Raw genomic sequence first — 21,777 nt, 5'->3', positions numbered from 1 at the left:
GGTCCGGCCGTGATTCAACGTGCTGCGGCCGTCATGGCAGGAAGTGTGGCAGGGGCGCGTTATTCTCGACACATGAGTGATCCCGGCGCCGAGGCCCGCATCAGTCCGCTGCAAAAAGCCGTGTGGTGGGCACAGGACTATATTTACGCCGCTGCCTGGCAGGTCCGCGGATTTATGTCGCGCGTGCAGCCGGGGTCCTTCCGCAACGGCACCCGCGCACCCGTGCTGATCATTCCCGGCGTGTACGAAAACTGGCAGTTCATGATGCCGCTCATCCAGGCCATCCACGATGCCGGGCACCCCGTGCACGTGGTCACAGTGCTCCAGCGCAACAAGATGAAAGTCCCGGAGGCGGCAAAGCTGGTGGCGCAGCACCTGGAGGAAGCGGGGCTGCGCGACGCCATCCTGGTGGCGCACAGCAAGGGCGGGCTGATCGGGAAGTACGCCATGCTGTCGCTGGATCCGGAGCACCGGATCGACCGGATGATCGCTGTGTGCGCACCGTTCTCCGGCTCGCGCTATGCCCGGTACATGCTGCTGCCCAGCCTGCGGATCTTCTCGCCAAGGAATGCCCTGACGCTCCAAATGTCCCGCGAACTGACCATCAACAGCCGCATCACATCCATTTACGGCCCATTTGATCCGCACATTCCGGAGCGGAGCATGCTGCCTGGGGCCACCAACATCGAGCTGCCGGTGGCGGGGCACTTTCGAATCCTCGGCGACCCTGCCACTGCCCGGATCATTGTGGAGCAGCTGAACCTTCCGGCCTGACGTCGGCGGGTGTCCGCGCTGCCGCTGTTGTTGCCCTCCTATCGGTAGAAGTGCAGGTCAGAGGCCTCTTGACCTTTCAAATAACTTGAGCTTTCGTTGACCTTTTACCCCCTGACTTCCTGAGCTTGGCCGTGCAATGTTGTCCCCAGTTAGACCACCACACCACAAAGTCTGAGGGGACACATCATGAAGAACAGCACCCTGATCAAGGGAACCGCAGCCATCGCCGTTGGCGCCGCACTGTTGCTGGGCGGCGGCGGAACGTTGGCCAGCTGGAACGCCGAGGCAACCACGGCTCCCGGTACGATCGTCTCCGGTGACCTGAACGTCGCCAGGACCGTCGCCGGCGTCTGGAAGGACCGGGCGGGCGCCACCATCGACATCACCACCTACAAGGTTGTTCCCGGTGACAAGCTGACGTTCACCCAGGACCTGGCCGTAACCCTGGTTGGCAACAAGATGGCCGCCAACGTGGCCACCACCGGCATCACCGCAACCAACGGCTTCACGCCCGCCAACGTAACGGTGAGTGCACCTGTGCTGACCGTTGGCGGCGCGGCCGTGGCCAACCCGTTGAAGCCCACGGCTACTGGGGCGGACCAGACGGTTACTGCCACCATCACCTTTGAATTCCTGTCCAGCACCACCGGCCGCGCGGACACCACCGCGAGCTACAACTTCAACAACGTGGCATTCCAGCTGACCCAGGTCACCCAGGCCGGCCTCTCCTAGCCTGATGCAGCCGGGTGGACCCAGGACCACCCGGCTGCCAACAGAAGGAAACAGAACCAGGAGACCAGGAGGAGACCATGCGCATCAAGCGCAGGCTGCAGGCGGCGGCGCTGACCGCCATCGCAGTGGTCCTGGGCCTGTTCACCGTGCAGGGAACCTACGCGCTGTGGAGCGCGGCGGCGTCCGCCTCCCCGGGAACCATCACGTCGGCGTCGTTCGACACGGCGCTGACGGCCGTGAACACGGGACAAACAACCACCATGACCCTTGCCAACGGCTCGGCGGCGACCCTGACCCTGTCACCCGCAGGGACTCTGGGGCCGGGCACCTCGGTCTACGGCGGCGTTGTGGTCACTAACAACACCAACGCCGGCGGCCAGTTCAACACCGCCATCACGGCAAGCCAGCCCACCATCGCCAATATCAGCGGCGGAACCCTTGCCGGCTACGTCAGCGTCAACGCCAAAACGGCAACTTCTTCCGCGGAATGCAGTACAACCACGGGCTTCACGCCAGTGAGTACGGCCGGGCTTGTCTCACCCACGGTAGTCAAAGGCGGTTCCACCGTCTTCTGCTTCCAGGTCAGCCTCAGTTCCAGTGCCCCCTCAACAGTGAAAGGACAAGCAGTGAACATCTCGCTCCAACTCACCGCACGTCAGCTCTGCGGGGTGCCCAGTGGCTGCTGACCTGAGCGAACGACTGGTTCGCCGCGGCGGCCCGGAATCCGGGAACGAATCTCCGGCCGCCACTCCGCAACGGGGACGCAAGCGCACTGGTGCCCGGACCGTCGTCGGACGTTTCCTGAGCATGGCTGCGATGCTGGTTGTCCTGTTCGCCGCTTTGGTCCTGATCGTGGTGCCGGTGGCGACGGGCTCGCAGACCTACACGGTACTGACCAACTCCATGGCGCAGAAATACCCGCCCGGTACGTTCATGGTGATGAAGCCGGGGCCTTTTGACGGGCTCAAATACGGCGACGTCATCACCTTCCAGCTCCACTCGGGCCGGCCTGAGGTGGAAACACACCGGATTGTCGGGTTCGGGTCCACACAGCAGGGCGAGAAGACGCTGATCACCAAGGGCGACAACAACGGGGCCAACGACCCGGATCCCGTCCGCGCCATCCAGGTCAAAGGCAGGTTGTTCTATGCAGTCCCGTATGTGGGGTTCGCGGCCAACTTCCTGGGGAACTCGAACCGGGAAATGTGGACCGTCATCGCTGCCGCGGCCCTCATCGGCTACGGGACCATCACCGTCTACAGGTCCATCCGTAAAACCCGCTCCCGCGGCACAATGAATGCCGAGGCGGAGTAGATGGCAGGGTTCCGGAACCTGCCTGGTGCGGGCTTCGCCGTCGGGGCCTTCATCCTGACGGTGCTGCTGGGCATCGGCGGGGCCTCGGCGTCGGCCCTCTGGCAGCAAAGCGCGACGGCGACCATGACCGTGACGTGGCCCGCGCAGATGTTCTCGGGCTTCACCTGCGCAAACGACAACAACAGGACCAACGCGACGCTGACGGCTACGGGCACGAAGGCCCCGGCTTCCCTGGCCTACTCGGCGCTCCAAGGCAACGGAACCTACGGTCCCTCCTACTCCGATGCAGTGACTTTGGGCAGCGCCAGCACCGTGGCACTGAACATTAACTCACCGATCATCCTGGCCAACAGGACAACCTCCCAGCTCACCATCCGCGTCGTTGCCACCTACGCGGACCAGACGCAAAGTACCGCCACCGCGGTGGTGCAGATCGAACAAGGCAACAACAGCAACAAGGTCACCTGCGTCTCAACCAGCTTGTAGGCGCCTGACCGCCCGCCAGCTCGGCGGAAGAAGGCGCCGCTGCAAAACCCCCAACGCAGCGGCGCCGCCTCCCGCCGAGCTGGCTTTTCGTTTTCACGACGCGCATATTCATTTTCGACCCGCAGCTGCTTTGTCGCACCGCGTATATGGGCCGCGGAGAGGAATATGCGCCTCGAAAACTAACATGCGCGTCAAGGATGGGTCGCCGCGGATGGTGCGCGCCGCCGTCATACTTTTCCGCCCGTGTCTGTCCTCAGGCAGGGGAGGGCCGTCCGTACACTGGCACCATGTCATGCCGCATCAGTGAACTGGTCCTGAACTGTGCCGACCCGGAACTGCTCGCGCGGTTCTGGAGCGATGTCCTGGGGTTTGTGGAGATCGACCGGGAGGACGGCGGGATCGAAATCGGGCCGCCCGACGCCGGCTTCGGCGGTCTTCAGCCAACGATCTTCCTGAGCCCCAGCAGCAATCCGCGGGTGGGGAGGCTTCCGTTGCATATCGACGTCAACCCGGTGGACCGGGACCAGGACGCGGAGCTGGAACGCCTGCTGGCCCTCGGCGCGCGGCCGGCCGACGTGGGGCAGACCGGCGACGAGCAATGGCACGTGCTGCAGGACCCCGAAGGCAACGAATTCTGCCTCCTGCGCCGGCGGCTCGATCCCTGAAACTGAGTCAGTGAAGGGGGGAGCGGTGGGGGTTACCGGGCGGCGCCCACTTCAAGACGCCGCCCAGGCACCTGCAACTATCCACGGCGAGCCTCAAGCTACAGGGCACCAATTCCTCAAGATTTGCTCAAAACATTACTGCCGGCGCCCTGCCGTGCTACGGCAGGGGATGACGGAACCAGCACACTGAACAGGAGCACACATGCACAAGCGCACCCTGGGCCGCGGCCTTGACGTATCCGCCATTGGACTTGGCTGCATGAGCATGACCGGCGGCTATGGCAGCACGCCGGAACGGAAAGACATGCTGGCGTTCCTCCGGGCGGCGGTGGACCGGGGCGTCACCTTCTTCGATACAGCCGAAATCTACGGGCCCTACGCCAACGAGGAGCTGGTGGGGGAGGCCCTGGCGCCGTACCGCGACCAGGTGGTGATCGCCACGAAGTTCGGCTTCGATATCGATCCCGTGGCCCGTAAACCGCGCGGCAAGGTCACCAGCGATCCTGCCCACATCCGTACCGTGGTGGAGGGCTCCCTGCAGCGGCTCGGCGTGGAGTCGATCGACCTGTACTACCAGCACCGGGTGGATCCGAACGTTCCCATCGAAGAGGTGGCCGGAGCGGTCAGGGAACTCATCGACGCCGGCAAGGTGAAACACTTCGGCATGTCCGAGGCCGCAGCCTCCACCATCCGGCGCGCCCACGCGGTGCAGCCCGTCACCGCCGTCCAAAGCGAATACTCCCTCTGGTGGCGCCGCCCCGAGGAAGAGGTCCTGGACACCTGCGAGGAACTGGGCATCGGCTTTGTCCCCTACAGCCCTTTGGGAAGGGGGTTCCTCACCGGGACGCTGGCCCCGTCCAGCACGTTCGACGGCGGCAATGACGCACGTGCCACAATCCCCCGTTTCGGGCCGGACGCAATGGCGCACAACCAGCCCCTGGTGGACGCGGTGCGCGGCATCGCCCGGAACAAGGGGGCCACCCCGGGCCAGGTCGCCCTGGCCTGGCTGCTGGCCCAAAAGCCCTGGATCGTCCCCATCCCCGGCAGCCGCAAACTGGAGCGCCTCGAGGAGAACCTCGCTGCGGCGGATTTGGTCCTCACAGACGCGGAGCTGGCTGGGCTGAACGGCCTGATCACCAGGATCCCCGTGGAGGGCGCCCGGTATGCGGAAGACGCGGAGGCCCGGACCAACCTCTAACGGGACCAACCTCTAACAGGACCAGCCCCTAACGGGAGACCTTCGAATGGGACACTTCGAATGGGACCAGGGTCACCACGACTGACATGTGATTTTGATCTGCCTGAAACATTCCGGCGCCTGGGCTCTTATACGCTTAACTGAGAGATTTTCCCGGAAGGATTGCAGCAGCACATGGAAACCACGGACGCCGTCGTAAAGCCCGTCATCGGCCTTAGCACCTACCTCGAACAGGCGGGTACTGCCGGCTGTGGTGACGTCAGCGCCGCGTTCCTGCCGGAAACCTACCTTGCCCCCATCATCGCCGCCGGCGGCATCCCCATGCTGCTGCCGCCGCAGCCTGTGGCGGCAGGGGTGATCGAGGTGCTGGTGGGCAGGCTTGACGGCCTGCTGATCCCCGGCGGCTGGGACGTGGACCCGGCCCTGTACGGCCAGGAACCCCACCCCGCCACCGACCGGCCGCGGCCTGAACGTGACGCCTGGGAACAGGCCCTGATCCGCGAGGCCATCCGCCAGGACATTCCGCTGCTGTGCATCTGCCGCGGCGAGCAGCTCCTCAACGTCACCCTCGGCGGCACGCTGCACCAGCACCTGCCGGAGGTCGTTGGCCACAGCGCGCACCAGCTGGGCGGCTTCCAGTACAACCGGATCCCGGTGGAGGTCCGGCCCGGGTCGCAGCTCGCACAGCTGATCGGCCCCGAGGCCCAAATGGTCCCCGTGGCGCACCACCAGGCCGTGGACAAGCTCGGAGACGGCCTGGTTGCCGCTGCCTGGACAGAAGAACAGGTGGTGGAGGCCATCGAATACCCGGCTGCCACCTTCGCCCTGGGTATCCAGTGGCACCCCGAGGAGCTCACCGAGGACTACGCACTCTTCCAGGGATTCGTCGAAGCAGCCCGGGCAAAGTACCTGACCCGCCTGCGCCCGGCAGCGGCGCCGTCCGTTGCCGCCGCGCCTGCTTCGTTCATGCAGGATTCCGCGCCCGCAATGTCCGTCCACCCCGAAGCTTTCTGACCTGCGGAGTCATCCCTAACCGGGGGTTATGCAGCGCCAGTCCGCGCCAGTGCGCCTTGCGGCAAGGAAATAAGCATGCTTACTATGTGAAGGTAAGGTGAAGCAGCCGCCCTACGGCTAACTGACCTTGGGAGCGTTGTGGCTGACCTTACCCAGAACCGCCTGAAATCCGCAGTCAGGCGGGTTGTTGTTACGGCATCGTATTGCATGGGATGTGCACGATGACCCGCCGAGTGGGTGTTGAAGAAGAATTCCTCATTGTCGACGGTGCCGGCGGCTACCCTGTTGCGTTGGGCAGCGTGTTGCAGCGCGCCGCGGAATACCCCAATCTCAGCAGTGAGATGAAGCAGGAACAGATCGAAACCTGCACGTCGCCCCGGCTGACCCTGGCGGACATTGCCGAAGACATCACGGCGGGACGCAGGTACGCCGATGCCTTGGCCCGGCAGGCTGGAGCCAGGGCGGTTGCGCTGGCAACGTCTCCACTGCCGGTCCACTCCACGGTGGCACCGGGAGAACGTTACGGGCAGTTGATGCAGCGGTACGGGCTGACGGCTGTGGAGCAGCTCACCTGCGGGTGCCACGTGCATGTGGAAATCGAATCGGATGAGGAGGGCGTGGCCATCCTGGACCGCATCCGGGTCTGGTTGCCGGTCCTGCAGGCCCTCGCGTCGAACTCGCCGTTCTGGAATGGCACAGATTCCGGCTACGCGGGCTACCGCTCACAGGCGTGGAACCGGTGGCCAACCACCGGGCCCAACGAAATCTTCGGATCCGCCGCCGCCTATCACGCGAACGTCAGGCAGATCCTGTCCTCCGGTGTCCCGCTGGACAAGGCAAACCTCTACTTCGACGCGCGGCTCAGCGACCGCCACCCCACGGTGGAGGTCCGGGTGGCTGATGTCTGCCTGTTCGCGGACGACGCGGTCCTGGTGGCCGCGCTGGTCCGGGCATTGGCGGAAACCGCCGCCAGGCAGTGGCGCGACGGCGTGTCCCCGGCCCCCGTGCCCTCCACCCAGTTGCGGCTCGCCTGCTGGCAGGCCAGCCGCTTCGGGCTGGAGGCTGACCTGCTGGATCCGGTTGACGGGAACCCACGGCCCGCGTCCGATGTGCTGGCGGCCCTGCTGGACCACGTCCGTCCAGTGCTGGAAGAGCAGGACGAGCTGGCCACCGTGGAGTTGCTGATGTTCCAGGTGATGGCGAGGGGGACCGGGGCTGCTGCCCAGCGGGAATGGTTCGCCCGGTTTGGCAACCTTCCAGCCATGATCGCCCAGGCCGTCGACACCACAGCCATGCCCCCAACGTCCGTCCGGGGGCAGGCTTCTTCCAGCCGCCGGCGCAGGCAATCCACCAAACTGCTGCAGGGGAACGCCTCCACGCCCACCCATGGCGGCACCGCGCAGTTGGACAACCAGACTCTGTAAACCGACACCAGGAGGTCCCCGTTGGGCCAGAATGAATTGGACCAGAACCAAGCGCCGGTGATTGACGCGCTGGCAGAACACCAGAAGCTGGGACGGTATGGCTTCACGCCGCCGGCACACCGCCAGGGACGGGGCGTGGACCCGCGGGTGCTGGAGGTGCTGGGGGAGCAAAGCTTCAAGGCCGACGTCGTTGCCTCCTCAGGACTGGACGACCGCAAGTCTTCCAACGGCTACCTTTCTAAAGCTGAGGAACTGCTGGCGGCTGCCGTGGGCGCTGACAAGGCCTTCTTCTCCACCTGCGGCAGTTCCTTGTCCGTCAAGGCAGCCATCCTCGCCGTGACCCGCGGCGAAGGGGACCTGCTGATCAGCCGCGACGCCCACAAGTCGGTGGTGTCGGGCCTGGTGCTGTCCGGGCTGCAGCCCCGGTGGATCAAGCCCCGCTGGGACGACGAGCTGAAGATGAGCCATCCGCCGGCACCGGAGACGGTGGAGGAGATGTGGCAGCGCTACCCCGATGCCTCCGCGGCGCTGATCGTGAGCCCCACCCCGTACGGGACGTGCGCGGACCTCGAAGCCATTGCCGAGATTTGCCACAAGAGGGGCAAGCCGCTGATCGTGGACGAGGCGTGGGGTGCCCAGCTGCCCTTCCATCCGGACACTCCCACCTGGGCAATGGACGCCGGCGCGGACATCTGCGTGGTCAGCGTGCACAAGATGGGACTGGGGTTTGAGCAGGGTTCGGTCTTCCACCTGCAAGGCAACCTGGTGGACCCGGTCCGGCTCATGCAGTGCGCGGACGTTCTCTCCACCACCAGCGCCAACACCCTGATCTACGGGGCCATCGACGGGTGGCGGCGGCAAATGGTGCAGGAAGGCAAAGCGATGATCGAGCGCGCCCTGGACCTGGCCCGCCGGGTCCGCAAGGAGATTGAGGCAATCCCTGGCCTGCACGTCCTGGAGGATGAGCTGGTCCATCAGGAGGCGTCCCACGACCTGGACATCCTGCACATCCTGATCGACGTCTCGCAGTTGGGCATCAGCGGCTACCAGGCCACGGACTGGCTGCGCGAAAACTGCCGGATCGACCTCGGCACCAACGACCACCGGCGGACGGAGGCAGTCATCTCCGTTTCCGACGACGACGAAACGGCGGACCTGCTGCTGGGCGGACTGCGCGCCCTGGTGGACGCCGCGCCATCCCTGCCCCGGCCGCCCGCCGTCGTCATTCCCAAGGAGGAGGAACTCTTCCTGGAAACCGTGATGCTGCCCCGGGACGCCTTCTTTGGTCCCGTGGAAGTCATTCCGGTGGAGGAGTCGCCCGGCCGGATCGCGGCGGAAATGGCCACTCCATACCCACCCGGCGTGCCGCTTCTGCTGCCGGGCGAACGGATCAACCAGGCGGCCATCGACTACCTGAGGAGCGGCGTGGAGGCGGGCATGGTCCTGCCGGACCCTGCCGACCCGTCATTGAAGACCATCCGGGTAGTCCGGGAAATACCTCATGAACAACAGCAGTAGGACTGCGTCAACAGCAAGGAAGAAACATGTGTGGCATAGCCGGCGAAATCGCATTCAACGGCAGGGCGGCGTCGGGGGAAGCAGTTCTGAAAATCATGGGGGCCATGGCCTCCCGCGGACCGGATGGAAAGGGACGCTGGAACGGCGGCTGGGTTGCACTGGGGCACCGGCGGCTCAGCATCATCGACCTCTCCGACGCCGGGGCGCAACCCATGGAGGACGAGGGCGGCCTGGCAGTCGTCTTCAACGGGTGCATCTACAACTACCAGGAGCTGCGCCGGGAGCTTGAGCCGGAGTTCAGCTTCCGCTCCACCAGCGACACGGAGGTAATCCTCAAGGCGTACCGGAAATGGGGTGACGACTTTGTCCACCACCTGGTGGGCATGTTCGCGATCGCCATTTACGATCCGCAACGGGAAGAGGTCCTCCTGGTCCGCGACCGGCTGGGCATCAAGCCGCTGTACGTTTCGCAGCTGCCCGGGAAGCTGCGCTTCGCGTCCACGCTGCCCGCGCTGGTCGCGTCGGGCGGAATCGATACGGGCATCGACGAGGTTGCGCTGCACCATTACCTGAGCTGGCATTCAATCGTCCCGGCGCCGCGGACCATTTTGCGCGGTGTCCAGAAGCTCCCGGCCGCCACCATCCGCACCATCCGTCCGGATGGCACCTGGCAGGACCGCGAGTACTGGCGGCCGGACTACACCCGGAAGCCTGAGCATGCAGGTTGGTCAGCCGCTGACTGGCGGGATGCCGTGCGGGATGCGCTGCGGACGGCAGTACGGCGCCGGATGGTCGCCGACGTGCCCGTGGGTGTCCTTCTGTCCGGCGGACTGGATTCCAGCCTCCTGGTTGCCTTGCTCGCCGACGAGGGCCAGCACGGACTGTCCACGTTCAGCATCGGCTTCGACGACGGCGCCGGCGGCGACGCCGGGAACGAGTTCGAGTACTCGGACCTGGTGGCGCGGGAGTTCGGCACCCGGCACGAGCGGCTGCACGTGCCCACGGCCGAGTTTGCGCCCTCCATCGGCGGCGCCCTGGACGCGATGTCCGAGCCCATGGCCAGCCACGACGTCACCGCCTTCCACCTGCTCTCGGACACGGTGTCCCGTCACCTGAAGGTGGTGCAGTGCGGGCAGGGGGCCGACGAGGTCTTCGGCGGGTACGGCTACCACCAGCCGCTGGCCGGCCTGCCGCGGGAGCAGGCCCTGCCGGCTTTCACGGCAGCGTTCGTTGACCACAGCCACGAGGAGCTCCTGGACATCCTGGAACCCGAATGGCTGGCCGGTTCCGATGTCAGCCGCAGGATCCTGGCCGACCACCTGGCCGCTCCGGGGGCGGACACTGCCCTGGACGCCGTCCTGCGGCTGGACACCCACCTGCTCATGGTGGACGATCCGGTGAAGCGGCTGGACAACATGAGCATGGCCTGGGGCCTGGAAGCCCGCGTGCCGTTCCTGGACCACGAACTGGTGGAGCTCGCCGCCTCCTGCCCGCCCGAACTCAAGGCAACCCAGGGCGGCAAGGGCATCCTGAAGGACCTGGGCCGGCAGTTGCTGCCGGCAGCGGTCATCGACCGGCCCAAGGGCTACTTCCCGGTCCCGGCCCTGCGGCACCTCGAGGAACCGTTCATCACCATGGTCAGCGATGCCCTCCACGCACCGGAAGCCAAACAGCGCGGGCTGTTCCGCCCCGAGTACATCGACGGGCTGCTGGAAAATCCCAACAGCCAGCGGACGCCGGTGAAAAGCAACGTCCTGTGGCAGTTCGCGCTGCTGGAAATGTGGCTGCAGCGCCACGGGGTGGGCTAACGCATGGGGCCGCGGCCAAAGGTGGACCAGGATGTCCTGGCCGGACTCCGGCAGGCCGTCCGCGGCGACTTCCGCGCCGCCGTCGACGAACTTTCCGCCCTGGTCCGCATCCCCGCCATGGCCTGGGACTCGTTCGACCCCGCCCAGCTGGACCAGGCCGCCCAGCAGGTGGCCGGCCTGCTCCGCGACGCCGGCCTGGCCGACGTCGACATCCTCCAGGCGCCGCGGCCGGACGGCAGGCCCGGCGCCCCTGCAGTGGTGGGACGCCGCAGCGCGGAAGCCGGCAAACCCACCATCCTGCTGTACGCGCACTACGACGTCCAGCCCGCGGGCGAACTGGAGCTGTGGGACAGTCCGCCCTTCGAAGCGGTGGAGCGCGGCGGCCGGCTGTGGGGCAGGGGAGCGGCGGACAACAAGGCCGGGGTGCTGCTGCACGTGGCCGCCGTCCGCAACGCACTCCGGGTCCTGGGCAGTGATCTGGGCGTCGGCATCACGGTATTCATCGATGGCGAGGAGGAAGCGGGCTCGCCCTCGCTGCCCCTGCTGCTGCAGCAGCACGCCGACCTGCTGCGGGCGGACGTGGTGGTGGTGGCCGACTCGGGCAACTGGAAGGTGGGCGTGCCGGCCCTGACCACCAGCCTGCGCGGGCTGGTCCTGGGAACCATCGAGGTGCGGGTACTGGAGCACGCCCTGCACTCCGGGACCTACGGCGGCCCGCTGGTGGATGCGGTGGCGGCGCTGTCCCGGCTCATCGCGTCCTTCCATCACGACGACGGCAGCGTGGCGGTGGAGGGCCTGCCGGCTTCGGAGGAGCCGGGTCCGTCCCTGACCGAGGCAGAGTTCCGCGCCGATTCCCGCGTCCTGCCGGGAGTGCCGCTGGCAGGCTCGGGACCCTTGACGTCGCGGCTGTGGACCAAACCGGCCATGGCCATCATCGGGATCGACGCGCCGTCCGTGGCGCTGTCCTCCGACACCCTCCAGCCCGCAGCCCGGGCGCGGTTCAGCCTCAGCCTGGCGCCGGGTTCAGACACCGCGGCCGCCCTGGAGGCGGTCCGCCGGCATGTGGAAACCCATATACCGTTCGGCGCCGAGGTGGTCTTCACTCCGGGCGGGCGGACGGAGGGGTTCGCGGGGGACGCGTCATCCCCCGCTTCACGGTCAATGCTCGCGGCCATGGGTGAGGTGTGGGGTGTTCCCGCTGTTTCGATGGGCGTGGGCAGCTCCATTCCCGCCGTGAACATCCTCAACAAGCTGTACCCGGAGGCGGAAATCCTGATCACCGGGGCCGAGGACCCGGACTCGCGGGCCCACGGCGCCAACGAGTCCATCCACCTGGGCGACTTCGAGAACGCCATCGTCGCCGAGGCTTTGCTGCTGGCCCGCCTCAACGCCCTGGACTGACTAACACGTGGCCGCTTACCGCCGGGGTACGTCCCGTCGTCGTGCCGCGAACGCGAACAGCGACGTCGTGGCAACGGTGGCCAGGTACCCCGCGATCACAATCAGCGAAATGCCGGCCCAGAAGTAGTTGGTGGTGCTGGCCTCCTGCCACGGGCTGGGCGCAATCCGGATCAGCGAATACACCGCCACCACAGCCGAGGCCAGCCCTATTAGCACCGGCAGCATGAGCCAGATCCGGGCCGAGCCCACATGCTCGCCGAACCCGTCCCACTCGTTCCACGAACCGCGGCGGAGGATCAGCCAGCCCGCGGGAATCATGAACGCACCCACCAGCAGGAACGCGGCCACCACGTCGGCGGGGCGGTGCCATTGGTTGATCAGCGTGGAGACCCCGGATGCGATGGCAAAGCTGCCGCCGATGAAGCCGGCCATGGGGCGCCAGCGCGGGGAGGCCATCAGGAATACGGCGGCCGCCGCGGACGCGGCCAGCGTGGTGTGCCCGGACGGCAGCGAATTCAGCTCCAGCGTCAGCACGCCCTTGTCCGGGCGCGGCGGCAGCAGGTCCTTCAGCACCTGCGTGGCCACGTTCGCGCCGATGCAGGCTGCCACGGCGATCCCTGCCTCGGCCCAGTGCCGCCGGATCACGGTCACGAACAGGACCACGACGGCGGCCATCACCAGCGAGATGGTGGGCAGCAGGTCCAGGAACCGCGTGGCGGCCTTTCCGGCGGGGCCGTGGATCTGCACCGCTTCCACCAGCGCGGACTCGTCAATGAACTGGCCGGTGGTGGTCTGGACGAAGAAGTAGTAGGTGGCAAACAGCCCGGCAACGCATGCCAGGGTGGACAGCACGAACAGGAACGCCGAGCCCGGGGCAGGCCGGGCCGGGGTCCTGGTGGGTAGTTGCCGTGAAAAAGTCATCGCGGTTAAGGGTGACACAGAAAGCTGGAAGGCCGCTCAGGGAGCGGGGGTGGGTTGGACCGGGTCCAGCCGGGGGATGCTTGCCGCGGCCACCAGCAGCGCCAGCGCGCCCAGCCCGAACGGCAGCGCCGTGAGGGTGGCGATGCCGCCCACCAGCAGGGGCCCGCCGGCGTCGCCCAGTTCGCGTCCGAGTTCGGCCGAGCCCATGGTCCGGCCCATCCGCTCGGGCGGCGTCGTGTCCGCAAGATGGGCGAAACCGAGCGGGGTCACCGCGCCGATCCCCACCCCGATACACGCCGCGGCACCAAAAATGCTGAGCACTCCGGGGAATGCCGCCACCAGGCCGACGCCCGCGGCAATCAGCAGCAGGCCCGCCGTCGTACCCCTGTTGTCGGTGACGGCGTGCCGGTCCCGCCGCCGCCCGATCCAGGGCTGGGTCAGCACCGAGCCGAGCGCCACCACGCTCACCGCGGCCGTGCCGGCGAAGGCGTCCAGGCCGTGCCGGGTGGCCAGCGCCGGAAGGAAGCCGACGGCGGCGCCCATCGCTCCCGTGGACGCGGCCAGCACCAGCGTGGGGACCAGGAAACGGCGCTCGCCCGCCTGCCGGGCAAGGTCCATCACCGTGTACCGCTTCCGGGGCAGCGGCGCCAGGTGCCGCACGGATACCAGCACCCACACCGCGGTGACGGCAGCCAGCGCGGACAGCGTGCCGAACAGCAGCGGGAAGCCGCCTGCCAGGATCAGGCCCGCGCCGAGCGGCGGGCCAATGATGTAGCCCAGGCTCTTCCAGGACCCGTACCGGCCAAAGTAGGTGCCCGCACTCCCGCCGCGGGCCATCCTTGCCACCATGGCGGACGACGCCGGCGAGAAGGCCGACGCCGCAGCCCCCTGTCCCAGCCGGGCCAGGGCCAGGATCAACGGGTCGGCAGCGCCCAGGCCGATCAGGGACAGCGCGGCAAAGGCGAGGAGTCCGCCGACGACGACGGGCTTGGCACCGATGCGGTCGCTGAGGGCGCCGAAGACGGGCTTCAGGAAGACCTCGGCAACGTCGTAGAGGGCCAGCAGGATGCCGAGGTTCAGCAGGGTCAGGCCGATGTTTCCGCTCTGCGCGCCCAGCCCGGCCGCGATGCTGTGGGCACCGAACGCGGTGACGAAGCCTGCGGCGTACAGCGGCGCCGAGGAGGAGCGGGTGGCCTGGCCGCTGGACAGGGGATCGCCGGTGCTCATAGTGGGGACTTTAGTACCTTCATAATTTTGTGAAAACTCCGAAGACTTGAACCATGAACACCGTTGTCCAGACAGCGAACCTGCATAAGCACTTCGGCAACGTCAGGGCCCTGGACGGGCTCGACCTCGAAGTCCAGCGCGGTGAGATCCACGGTTTCCTGGGCCCCAACGGCGCCGGGAAATCCACCACCCTCCGCATCCTCCTGGGGTTGGCCAGGGCCACCTCCGGCTCCGCGGCTGTCCTGGGCCTCGAACCCTGGAGCGAGGCCGTGGAGCTGCACCGGCGCCTGGCGTACGTTCCCGGCGACGTCCGGCTCTGGCCCAACCTGTCCGGCGGCGAAACCGTCGACCTGCTGTCCCGGCTGCGGGGCGGCACCGCTGACGGGGACGCGTACCGGCGCCGAAAGGACCGTCTGTGCCAGGTGTTCGACTTCGATCCCGCCAAGAAGGGACGCGCCTACTCCAAGGGCAACCGGCAAAAAGTTGCGCTGATCGCGGCCCTCGCCACCGAAGCCGAGGTCTACCTGCTGGACGAGCCCACGAGCGGCCTTGACCCGCTGATGGAGGAGGTCTTCCGGCGCGAGCTGCTGGCCGCCGTCGACCGCGGGGCCACCGTGCTCCTTTCCAGCCACATCCTCTCCGAGGTGGAAGTGCTGTGCCACCGCGTGAGCATCATCCGGGCCGGCAGGATTGTCGACGGCGGCACGCTGGACTCGCTGCGACACCTCACCAGGTCGGAGGTGTCCTTCGCCGCCGACGGCCTGGACGCGGAGGCCCTGGCCCGCCTGGCCGCGGTGCACGACCTGACGCTCGACGCCGGCCGGGTCCGGTTCAGCGCGGACTCGGACCGGATCGCGGAGGTGCTCCCCGCGCTGGGGGGCCTGGGCGTCCAGGGCCTGACGATTGTTCCGCCGTCGCTGGAGGAACTGTTCCTGCGGCACTACGGGGACAGCCCCGTCATTCGGCAGCCCCAGGCCGATAGCCCCGGCGGACATGGCTCCCGGCGGCACCTGCTCGGCGCGAGGGGGCGGAGCTGACATGGGCATCCTCCTGGTCCTCTGGGGGCAGCGCCTGCGGCGGGACCGCTGGCAGTTGGTGAGCTGGGTGCTGGCCATTGGGGCGTTCGCGCTGCTCGCGGCGGCCGCCGTCACCCAGACGTACGGCAACGCAGCGGCCCGCACCGAGATCCTGCAGGTGGCCATCGCCACCCCCGCCATCCTGATGCTGCGCGGCCTGCCCCGGGGCGCGGAGCAGGGAGCCTTCACGTTCTTCCTGATCTACGCGTTCCTTGCCCTCCTGGCCGGCCTGATGAGCACCTTCCTCGCGGTACGCCACACCCGCGCCGATGAGGAATCGGGCGGGGCGGAACTGGTGGCCGCCACCCCTGCCGGGCGCCTGCTGCCCAGTGCCGCCACCCTGCTTCATGGCGTCACCGCGAACGTCCTCGTGGCACTCGCCGTGTTCGCAGGCTTTGCTGTCCAGGGCCTGGACCCGCAAGGTTCCCTGACCGCGGGAGCCGCAACGGGCGCCGTCGGCCTCGCTTTCCTGGGAGTGGGGCTGCTCGTGGCCCAGTTCATGGGCACCTCGCGCGGCGCGAACGGTGTCTCGGCGGCACTGGTTGTCCTTGCCTACATCCTGCGCGGAATCGGGGACGCCACCGGGACGCCCGGCGCCGACGGAACCACCATGGCCGAGGGGGCGGCCAGCTGGTTCTCCCCGATCGGCTGGGGCCAGCAGACGTTCGCCTACTCCGGGAACCGCGGCTGGCCGCTGCTGCTGCCGGTGGGGCTCGCCGTCGCCTGCCTCGCCGCCGCCTGGTCCATCCTCCGGACCCGGGACACCGGCGCCAGTGTTTGGGGTGCCCGCCCCGGACGTGCCGCCGCCCGGCCCGCGCTACGGAGTCCGGTGGCCCTGGCGTTGCGGCTGCAAAGCGGATCGATCACCGGCTGGGCGCTGAGCGGGCTGGCACTGGGACTGCTGGCGGGGTCGCTGGGCAAGGCGGTGGCCGCCCTTGATTCGCCCGGGGCCGGGATCACGGCCGTGATGCGGGCCATGCTCCGGTCGCAGGGAACCTCGCTGACCCAGCTCATGGTCTCGGTGATCTTCTCGATGGCCGGGGTCCTGGCAGCGGCGTGCGCCCTGCAGGCGGTGATCAGGCTGCGGCAGGAGGAAACGGCTGGAACCGCCGAACTCCTGCTCGCCGCTCCGGTGGGTCGGGTCCGGTGGCTGGCCGGCTACCTGCTGCTGGGTGCGGCGGCCGTGGTGCTGGTGGTTGGCCTGGCCGGTGTGGGGGCGTGGGCCACGCTCAACGGATCCGGTGATATGTCCATGCCGGCCGATGCCCTGTGGGAAACCGCCCTGGCCCAGCTGCCGGCTGCGTTGATCTACCTGGCCGTTCCCGCCCTGGTGTTCGTCCTGTGGCCCGCCGCCACCATCGCCGCCAGCTGGGCGTTGCTGGCCCTGGGCGTGGTGCTCGGCATTTTCGGGGGCATGCTGGGGCTGGACCAAAGCCTGCGCGACCTGTCCCCGTTCACCCACACACCGGTTCCGCACGGGGACGCCACGGACTGGGGCGGCGCGTGGTGGATGCTGGCTATCGCGGCGGTTGCAGCCGCACTGGCCGTTGCGGTGATGAGGCGGCGGGAAGTGGGGTCAGCATGAGCGCAAACCCTGATGTTGGGGCCGGCCCGGTTTCGGGCCCCGGCTCGGTTCCCGCGCCTGCCGGGGTTGCCTCGGTTTCGGGGCCCGCTGCCGATGCCGGACCCACGGTGGCCGCCGCCGAAAGAACCGCGGCTGCCTTCGCCGCGGCAGGCTTTCCCAAGATGCCGGCGCGGACCTTGCTTGCACTGGTGTCCTCCGAGCAGGGGAGCCTCACGGCCGCGGAACTCGGGGAGCGGCTGGGTGCCAGCCCCGCGGCGGTCTCCGGGGCCGTGCGGTACCTCCAGACCGTGGGCTTCGTGCACCGGGTCTCCCAGCCCGGCAGCCGCCGCGACCTCTACGCGCTGCATGAGGATGAGTGGTACGTGGTGTCCATGCGGAACAGCCCCATCTACGAAAAGCTCGCCGCCCTGACCGACGCGACGGCGGAGACCCTCCCGGAGGGATCGGCGGCCCGGGCGCGCGTGGTGGACATGGCCCGCTTCTACCGGTTCCTCCATTCCCGGATGCCGGCGTTGCTGGATGACTGGGAGCGGGAACGGTCCGGGGAGGGCGCGCCGTGACCATCATCGACAACGCTGTCTACGTCAACGGGCTGCGGACCGAGGACCCGGAGGACCTTGACGAAACCTACTTCCTGCTCCGGCAGCGCGAGGGGATGGCCTGGATCGGGCTGTACCGGCCGGACGCTGAGGAGCTGCAGTCCGTCGGCGAGGAATTCGCCCTCAACTCCCTGGCCATCGAGGACGCGCTTGCCGGGCATCAGCGGGCCAAGCTGGAGCACTACGGCGAGTGCCTGTTCCTGGTGCTGAGGCCCGCCAGGTACCGTGACGACGAGGAAAAGGTGGACTTCGGCGAGATCCACGTCTTTGCCGGTGACGAGTACGTCGTGACGGTCCGGCATGCCGAGTCTCCAGACCTGGCCAAGGTCCGCCACCGGATGGAGTCAATGCCCGAATTCCTGGCCCTCGGGCCGGATGCCGTGCTCTACGGGATCCTGGACCAGGTGGTGGACGAATACGAACCGGTGGTGGCCGGCCTCGAAAACGACATTGACGAGATTGAGGATGACCTCTTCGGGGCCGACCCGGACGTATCCCGCCGCATCTACGAATTGTCCCGGCAGGTCATCATCTTCCAGCGGGCCACCAGTCCGCTGGCGGGGATACTGCAGGCCCTGATGGCCGGGGCTCCCAAGCGCGAACAGGCAAGTGAGCTGCGGGACCACTACCGCGATGTCCTGGACCACGTCATCCGGATCAATGAACGCGTGGCGTCCTTCCGGGCCCTGCTCCAGAACGCGCTCGCCGTCAACGCGGCCCTGGTGGCCCAACGGCAAAACGAGGAAATGCAGCGGATGACCGAGTCCAGTTTTGAACAAAGCGAGCAGGTCAAGCGCATCTCCTCCTGGGCTGCCATCCTGTTCGCACCCACGCTGGTGGCGTCCATCTACGGCATGAATTTCGCCCATATGCCTGAATTGGCCTGGGCCTACGGCTACCCCTACGCCTTGGGCCTGATGGCGGCGATGGGCCTGGTCCTATACCTGGCGTTCAAGCACAACAAGTGGATCTGAGCGCCTTGGCGTAAGTGTGCCTCCCAGATTCATGCCCTACCATGGGCTCTTATTCATAAGCTTGCTTAGCAGTTGGCAGCTTGGAAGCCGATGGTGAGTGGAGAGAACTGGATGAGCAAGGCCGAAACGACCGGACGGCCGGCAGGTGATGTCACCGCGTTCGGCACAGCACGGAAATCCCGCCTGCGCCGCTTCGGTTCGCTGCTCGGTCCCGGACTGGTGACCGGCGCGGCGGACGACGATCCATCAGGGATCGCAACCTATGCAAAGGCGGGTGCCACCTTTTCCAATGGCATGCTGTGGACCGCCCCGGTGACGCTGCCCATGATGATGGCGGTCCAGGAGATCTGTGACCGCACGGCGCTGGCCACCGGTGAAAGCCTTGGCAGGCTGGCCCGGCGCAAGTTCTCCCGCCGCCCACGGGTGGTGATTGCAGTCCTGATCGTTGCGCTGCTGGTGGGCAACATCCTCAATGCCGCCGCGGACCTGATGGCGATCGGGCAGGGCATGCAGATGCTCGGTGCCGGCCCCGACCATTTGTGGAGCGCGCTTGCGGGGATCGGTATTGCGGCCGCGCTCATGAGTGGATCGTTCGCCGTCATTGCGAAGGTCTTCAAATGGCTGTGCGTCACGCTTTTGGCGTACGTCGCTGTCCTGTTTGTCGCCAAGGTGGACTGGCCGGACGTCCTGCAAGGCGTGCTGGGACTGAAGTTCAGTTTCGCCCCGGAGTACCTTGGCCTGATCGTTGCAGTGCTGGGCACCACAATTTCCCCGTACCTTTTCTTCTGGCAGAGCGCCCACCGGGTCCAGGAACTGCGCGCCGAGGACCACGGAGGCGACGAAGCTGTCGGGTTGAGGGACCGTTCCGATGCAGCCGCCGCGGCACATACCCTCCGCAAGGCCCGGGCCGACGTGTTCATTGGCATGGTCTTTTCCGTCCTGGTGATGTTCTCCATCATGGCGGCCACGGCAGCCACCCTGGGCAGGGACGGCACGGACGTGAACAGCCCTGCCGACGTTGCCAAGGCGCTGGAACCGGCTGTTGGGCCGGCAGCCACATTCCTGTTTGCCGCGGGATTCATTGGCACCGGCATCTTGGGCGTCCCGGTCCTCGCCGCCTCGGGCGCAGCGGGCCTGGCGGGCCTGCTGGGCAGGGACTGGGGCCTGGACCTCAGCCCACGGCGGGCCCCTTTGTTCTACACGCTGCTTGGGGCAGGGCTAGTGGCCGGTGTTGTCATCAGCTTCTTCTCCGCCGACCCCATCGGGCTGCTGGTTTTCAGCGCCACGATCAACGGCATTGCTGCTGCCCCCTTCCTGGTGGTCACCATGCTCATCTCGGGAGACCGGAAGATCATGGGCGCCTACCGGAACGGGAGGCTGGCAGCCACCCTGGGCTGGTTCACGGCCGGCGTCATGGTGGTGGCCGGGAGCATCGGCGTCTGGTTCACCGTTACCGGCGCCTGACAGCGGGGACTGCCCCACCGGCCGCTCAACGGAACTGGCCACCCGAGGCGGTTGCCGCCGTCGTACGCGCGGCGTGAAGCCCGTCAACGGACCTTACTGACCAACCCAACGAAAGCGAGATAGAAGTGGACCACAACGAAGCTCCCCTCCTGGACGCCCTGGACCAATACCACCGGCTGGACCGCTATGGATTTACTCCACCCGGCCACAGGCAGGGCCGGGGCGCGGACCCGCGCGTCCGGGAAATCCTCGGCGCGGACACCTTCCACGCCGATGTTTTGGCCTCAGCGGGCCTGGATGACCGCTCATCCTCCGGCGGGTACCTGAAGAAGGCCGAGCAGCTCATGGCGGATGCCGTGGGTGCCGGGCAAGCCTTCTTCTCCACCTGCGGAAGCTCTTTGTCGGTGAAAGCCGCCGTCCTGGCGGTGGCGGCGGGCAAAGGTGACCTGCTCGTCAGCCGGGACGCCCACAAATCCATCACCGCCGGGCTGGTGTTTTCCGGCATCCAGCCGAGGTGGATCCGGCCACGCTGGGATTCGAAGCTGCACCTGGCGCACCCGCCGTCAGTGGCGGACGTGGAGGAGATGTGGGAACGGTACCCGGACGCGGCGGGGGCGCTGATCGTCAGCCCCACCCCGTACGGGACCTGCGCGGATATCGCCGGCATCGCGAAGGTCTGCCACGACCGGGGGAAGCCACTGATCGTCGACGAGGCCTGGGGCGCGCACCTGCCCTTCCACGAGGACCTTCCCACCTGGGCGATGAGTGCAGGCGCGGATGTCTGCGTGGTGTCCGTCCACAAGATGGGTGCGGGCTTCGAACAGGGCTCTGTCTATCACGTCCAAGGCGAGCTGGTGGACCCTGCGCACCTGTCCGAATGCGCGGACCTGCTGATGACCACCAGCCCGAACGTCATTTTGTACTCCGCGATGGACGGCTGGCGGCGGCAAATGGTCCGGCAAGGGGCCGAGCTCCTGGGCAATGCCCTGGACCTGGCCCGGCGGCTGCGCCGCGACATCGAGGCGCTTCCGGGTATCCATGTCCTCGAAGACGAGCTGCTGGCCGCCGAGTCCTCACACGACCTGGACCGCCTGCAGATCCTGATGGACGTCTCCGGCCTCGGCATCGGCGGCTACCAGGCAGCCGACTGGCTGCGGGAACACCGCCGGATCGACATGGGCCTGAGCGACCACCGCCGCGTCATGGCCACCCTGTCAATGGCCGATGACGACGCCTCCGCCCAGCGGCTCCTGGACGCACTGCAGGCCCTCATCGAGGCAGCTCCGGCACTTCCTGCCCCTGCCCAGGTGGACCTGCCCTCGCCGTCGGGCCTGGAACTGGAAACGGTGATGCTTCCGCGCGATGCCTTCTTCGGCCCGCGGGAGGACGTTCCGGCGAGCCAAGCGGCAGGACGGGTGGCGGCGGAGCAAATCACGCCGTACCCGCCGGGCATCCCGGTGATCGTTCCGGGGGAGCGGATCAACGACGCCGTCATCGAGTACCTCGTGTCCGGGCTGAAGGCCGGCATGGTCCTTCCCGACCCCGCGGACCCCGCGCTGGGCACCATCCGGGTGGTCCGGGAGTAACCTGCGCGTGC

At 67.4% G+C, this 21,777-nt stretch carries 20 protein-coding genes; 18 read left to right on the top strand and 2 right to left on the bottom strand.

Annotated elements, in window-relative coordinates; translation table 11 throughout:
* Positions 1-72 precede the first annotated feature (72 nt).
* The 12 genes from Q9R31_RS03270 (at position 73) to Q9R31_RS03215 (ending at position 12,334) form a co-directional block, all read left to right on the top strand.
* Positions 73-774 carry an alpha/beta hydrolase gene (locus tag Q9R31_RS03270; RefSeq protein ID WP_311261291.1) on the top strand — a complete coding sequence of 234 codons (702 nt, stop codon included), beginning with the start codon at positions 73-75 and terminating at the stop codon, positions 772-774.
* Between the two features lie 186 nt (positions 775-960).
* Positions 961-1,506 carry an alternate-type signal peptide domain-containing protein gene (locus Q9R31_RS03265; RefSeq protein WP_311261290.1) on the top strand — a complete coding sequence of 182 codons (546 nt, stop codon included), beginning with the start codon at positions 961-963 and terminating at the stop codon, positions 1,504-1,506.
* 77 nt (positions 1,507-1,583) lie between these two features.
* A complete protein-coding gene (locus tag Q9R31_RS03260) occupies positions 1,584-2,192 on the top strand; it encodes a hypothetical protein (protein ID WP_311261289.1) in 609 nt (202 codons plus the stop codon).
* Positions 2,182-2,820 carry a signal peptidase I gene (locus tag Q9R31_RS03255; RefSeq protein ID WP_311261288.1) on the top strand — a complete coding sequence of 213 codons (639 nt, stop codon included), beginning with the start codon at positions 2,182-2,184 and terminating at the stop codon, positions 2,818-2,820. Before Q9R31_RS03260 ends, Q9R31_RS03255 begins: the two co-directional genes overlap by 11 nt.
* On the top strand, positions 2,821-3,306 hold the full coding sequence (locus Q9R31_RS03250; protein ID WP_311261287.1) for a hypothetical protein: 486 nt from the start codon (positions 2,821-2,823) through the stop codon (positions 3,304-3,306).
* A gap of 287 nt (positions 3,307-3,593) precedes the next feature.
* Complete coding sequence (locus Q9R31_RS03245; RefSeq protein WP_311261286.1) at positions 3,594-3,971, top strand: VOC family protein; 378 nt, start codon at positions 3,594-3,596, stop codon at positions 3,969-3,971.
* 202 nt (positions 3,972-4,173) lie between these two features.
* Positions 4,174-5,169 carry an aldo/keto reductase gene (locus Q9R31_RS03240; RefSeq protein WP_311261285.1) on the top strand — a complete coding sequence of 332 codons (996 nt, stop codon included), beginning with the start codon at positions 4,174-4,176 and terminating at the stop codon, positions 5,167-5,169.
* Positions 5,170-5,343: 174 nt separating this feature from the next.
* Entirely contained in the window at positions 5,344-6,183 is an 840-nt protein-coding gene (locus tag Q9R31_RS03235) for a gamma-glutamyl-gamma-aminobutyrate hydrolase family protein (RefSeq protein WP_311261284.1), read from the top strand.
* A 221-nt stretch (positions 6,184-6,404) separates the two neighbouring features.
* Positions 6,405-7,607, top strand: coding sequence for a glutamate--cysteine ligase (locus Q9R31_RS03230; protein WP_311261283.1), 1,203 nt, complete (start codon positions 6,405-6,407; stop codon positions 7,605-7,607).
* A gap of 21 nt (positions 7,608-7,628) precedes the next feature.
* A complete protein-coding gene (locus tag Q9R31_RS03225; RefSeq protein ID WP_311261282.1) occupies positions 7,629-9,125 on the top strand; it encodes an ornithine decarboxylase in 1,497 nt (498 codons plus the stop codon).
* A 26-nt stretch (positions 9,126-9,151) separates the two neighbouring features.
* Positions 9,152-10,933, top strand: a complete 1,782-nt coding sequence (locus Q9R31_RS03220) for an N-acetylglutaminylglutamine amidotransferase (protein WP_311261281.1) — start codon at positions 9,152-9,154, stop codon at positions 10,931-10,933.
* Positions 10,934-10,936: 3 nt separating this feature from the next.
* Positions 10,937-12,334 carry a M20/M25/M40 family metallo-hydrolase gene (locus Q9R31_RS03215; protein ID WP_311261280.1) on the top strand — a complete coding sequence of 466 codons (1,398 nt, stop codon included), beginning with the start codon at positions 10,937-10,939 and terminating at the stop codon, positions 12,332-12,334.
* Between the two features lie 15 nt (positions 12,335-12,349).
* Here Q9R31_RS03215 and Q9R31_RS03210 read toward each other — a convergent pair whose 3' ends face one another.
* Both Q9R31_RS03210 and Q9R31_RS03205 read right to left on the bottom strand, forming a co-directional pair.
* On the bottom strand, positions 12,350-13,255 hold the full coding sequence (locus tag Q9R31_RS03210; RefSeq protein WP_311261279.1) for a phosphatase PAP2 family protein: 906 nt from the start codon (positions 13,253-13,255) through the stop codon (positions 12,350-12,352).
* 36 nt (positions 13,256-13,291) lie between these two features.
* Positions 13,292-14,482 carry an MFS transporter gene (locus Q9R31_RS03205; RefSeq protein ID WP_311261278.1) on the bottom strand — a complete coding sequence of 397 codons (1,191 nt, stop codon included), beginning with the start codon at positions 14,480-14,482 and terminating at the stop codon, positions 13,292-13,294.
* Positions 14,483-14,535: 53 nt separating this feature from the next.
* On the opposite strand from Q9R31_RS03205, the gene Q9R31_RS03200 reads away from it, so the two are divergent.
* The 6 genes from Q9R31_RS03200 to Q9R31_RS03175 all read left to right on the top strand — a co-directional run bounded on the left by Q9R31_RS03200 (position 14,536) and on the right by Q9R31_RS03175 (position 21,766).
* A complete protein-coding gene (locus Q9R31_RS03200; RefSeq protein WP_311261277.1) occupies positions 14,536-15,519 on the top strand; it encodes an ABC transporter ATP-binding protein in 984 nt (327 codons plus the stop codon).
* A gap of 1 nt (position 15,520) precedes the next feature.
* Complete coding sequence (locus tag Q9R31_RS03195; RefSeq protein ID WP_311261276.1) at positions 15,521-17,143, top strand: hypothetical protein; 1,623 nt, start codon at positions 15,521-15,523, stop codon at positions 17,141-17,143.
* Positions 17,140-17,703, top strand: coding sequence for a MarR family transcriptional regulator (locus Q9R31_RS03190; protein WP_311261275.1), 564 nt, complete (start codon positions 17,140-17,142; stop codon positions 17,701-17,703). Before Q9R31_RS03195 ends, Q9R31_RS03190 begins: the two co-directional genes overlap by 4 nt.
* A complete protein-coding gene (corA, locus tag Q9R31_RS03185) occupies positions 17,700-18,716 on the top strand; it encodes a magnesium/cobalt transporter CorA (protein ID WP_311261274.1) in 1,017 nt (338 codons plus the stop codon). Before Q9R31_RS03190 ends, corA begins: the two co-directional genes overlap by 4 nt.
* A 111-nt stretch (positions 18,717-18,827) precedes the next feature.
* Positions 18,828-20,180: an Nramp family divalent metal transporter gene (locus Q9R31_RS03180; RefSeq protein WP_311261273.1), complete on the top strand. Its 1,353-nt coding sequence runs from the start codon at positions 18,828-18,830 to the stop codon at positions 20,178-20,180.
* Between the two features lie 125 nt (positions 20,181-20,305).
* Positions 20,306-21,766, top strand: coding sequence for an ornithine decarboxylase (locus Q9R31_RS03175; protein WP_311261272.1), 1,461 nt, complete (start codon positions 20,306-20,308; stop codon positions 21,764-21,766).
* Positions 21,767-21,777: the final 11 nt, after the last annotated feature.

It is taken from the genome of Pseudarthrobacter sp. BRE9 (assembly GCF_031844305.1).
Classification (GTDB): Bacteria; Actinomycetota; Actinomycetes; order Actinomycetales; family Micrococcaceae; genus Arthrobacter.
The sequence above is the reverse complement of the archived record's forward strand: the minus strand, read 5'-3'. Positions and strand labels throughout refer to the sequence as shown.

Bases quoted from the DNA above. Each gene is read 5' to 3' on its own strand.
- Q9R31_RS03210 (WP_311261279.1), bottom strand. From the start codon at position 13,255: ATGACTTTTTCACGGCAACTACCCACCAGGACCCCGGCCCGGCCTGCC.
- Q9R31_RS03200 (WP_311261277.1), top strand. From the start codon at position 14,536: ATGAACACCGTTGTCCAGACAGCGAACCTGCATAAGCACTTCGGCAAC.
- Q9R31_RS03215 (WP_311261280.1), top strand. From the start codon at position 10,937: ATGGGGCCGCGGCCAAAGGTGGACCAGGATGTCCTGGCCGGACTCCGG.
- Q9R31_RS03245 (WP_311261286.1), top strand. From the start codon at position 3,594: ATGTCATGCCGCATCAGTGAACTGGTCCTGAACTGTGCCGACCCGGAA.
- Q9R31_RS03270 (WP_311261291.1), top strand. From the start codon at position 73: ATGAGTGATCCCGGCGCCGAGGCCCGCATCAGTCCGCTGCAAAAAGCC.
- Q9R31_RS03205 (WP_311261278.1), bottom strand. From the start codon at position 14,482: ATGAGCACCGGCGATCCCCTGTCCAGCGGCCAGGCCACCCGCTCCTCC.
- Q9R31_RS03235 (WP_311261284.1), top strand. From the start codon at position 5,344: ATGGAAACCACGGACGCCGTCGTAAAGCCCGTCATCGGCCTTAGCACC.
- Q9R31_RS03250 (WP_311261287.1), top strand. From the start codon at position 2,821: ATGGCAGGGTTCCGGAACCTGCCTGGTGCGGGCTTCGCCGTCGGGGCC.
- Q9R31_RS03260 (WP_311261289.1), top strand. From the start codon at position 1,584: ATGCGCATCAAGCGCAGGCTGCAGGCGGCGGCGCTGACCGCCATCGCA.
- Q9R31_RS03265 (WP_311261290.1), top strand. From the start codon at position 961: ATGAAGAACAGCACCCTGATCAAGGGAACCGCAGCCATCGCCGTTGGC.
- Q9R31_RS03190 (WP_311261275.1), top strand. From the start codon at position 17,140: ATGAGCGCAAACCCTGATGTTGGGGCCGGCCCGGTTTCGGGCCCCGGC.
- Q9R31_RS03240 (WP_311261285.1), top strand. From the start codon at position 4,174: ATGCACAAGCGCACCCTGGGCCGCGGCCTTGACGTATCCGCCATTGGA.
- Q9R31_RS03180 (WP_311261273.1), top strand. From the start codon at position 18,828: ATGAGCAAGGCCGAAACGACCGGACGGCCGGCAGGTGATGTCACCGCG.
- Q9R31_RS03195 (WP_311261276.1), top strand. From the start codon at position 15,521: ATGGGCATCCTCCTGGTCCTCTGGGGGCAGCGCCTGCGGCGGGACCGC.
- Q9R31_RS03230 (WP_311261283.1), top strand. From the start codon at position 6,405: ATGACCCGCCGAGTGGGTGTTGAAGAAGAATTCCTCATTGTCGACGGT.
- Q9R31_RS03220 (WP_311261281.1), top strand. From the start codon at position 9,152: ATGTGTGGCATAGCCGGCGAAATCGCATTCAACGGCAGGGCGGCGTCG.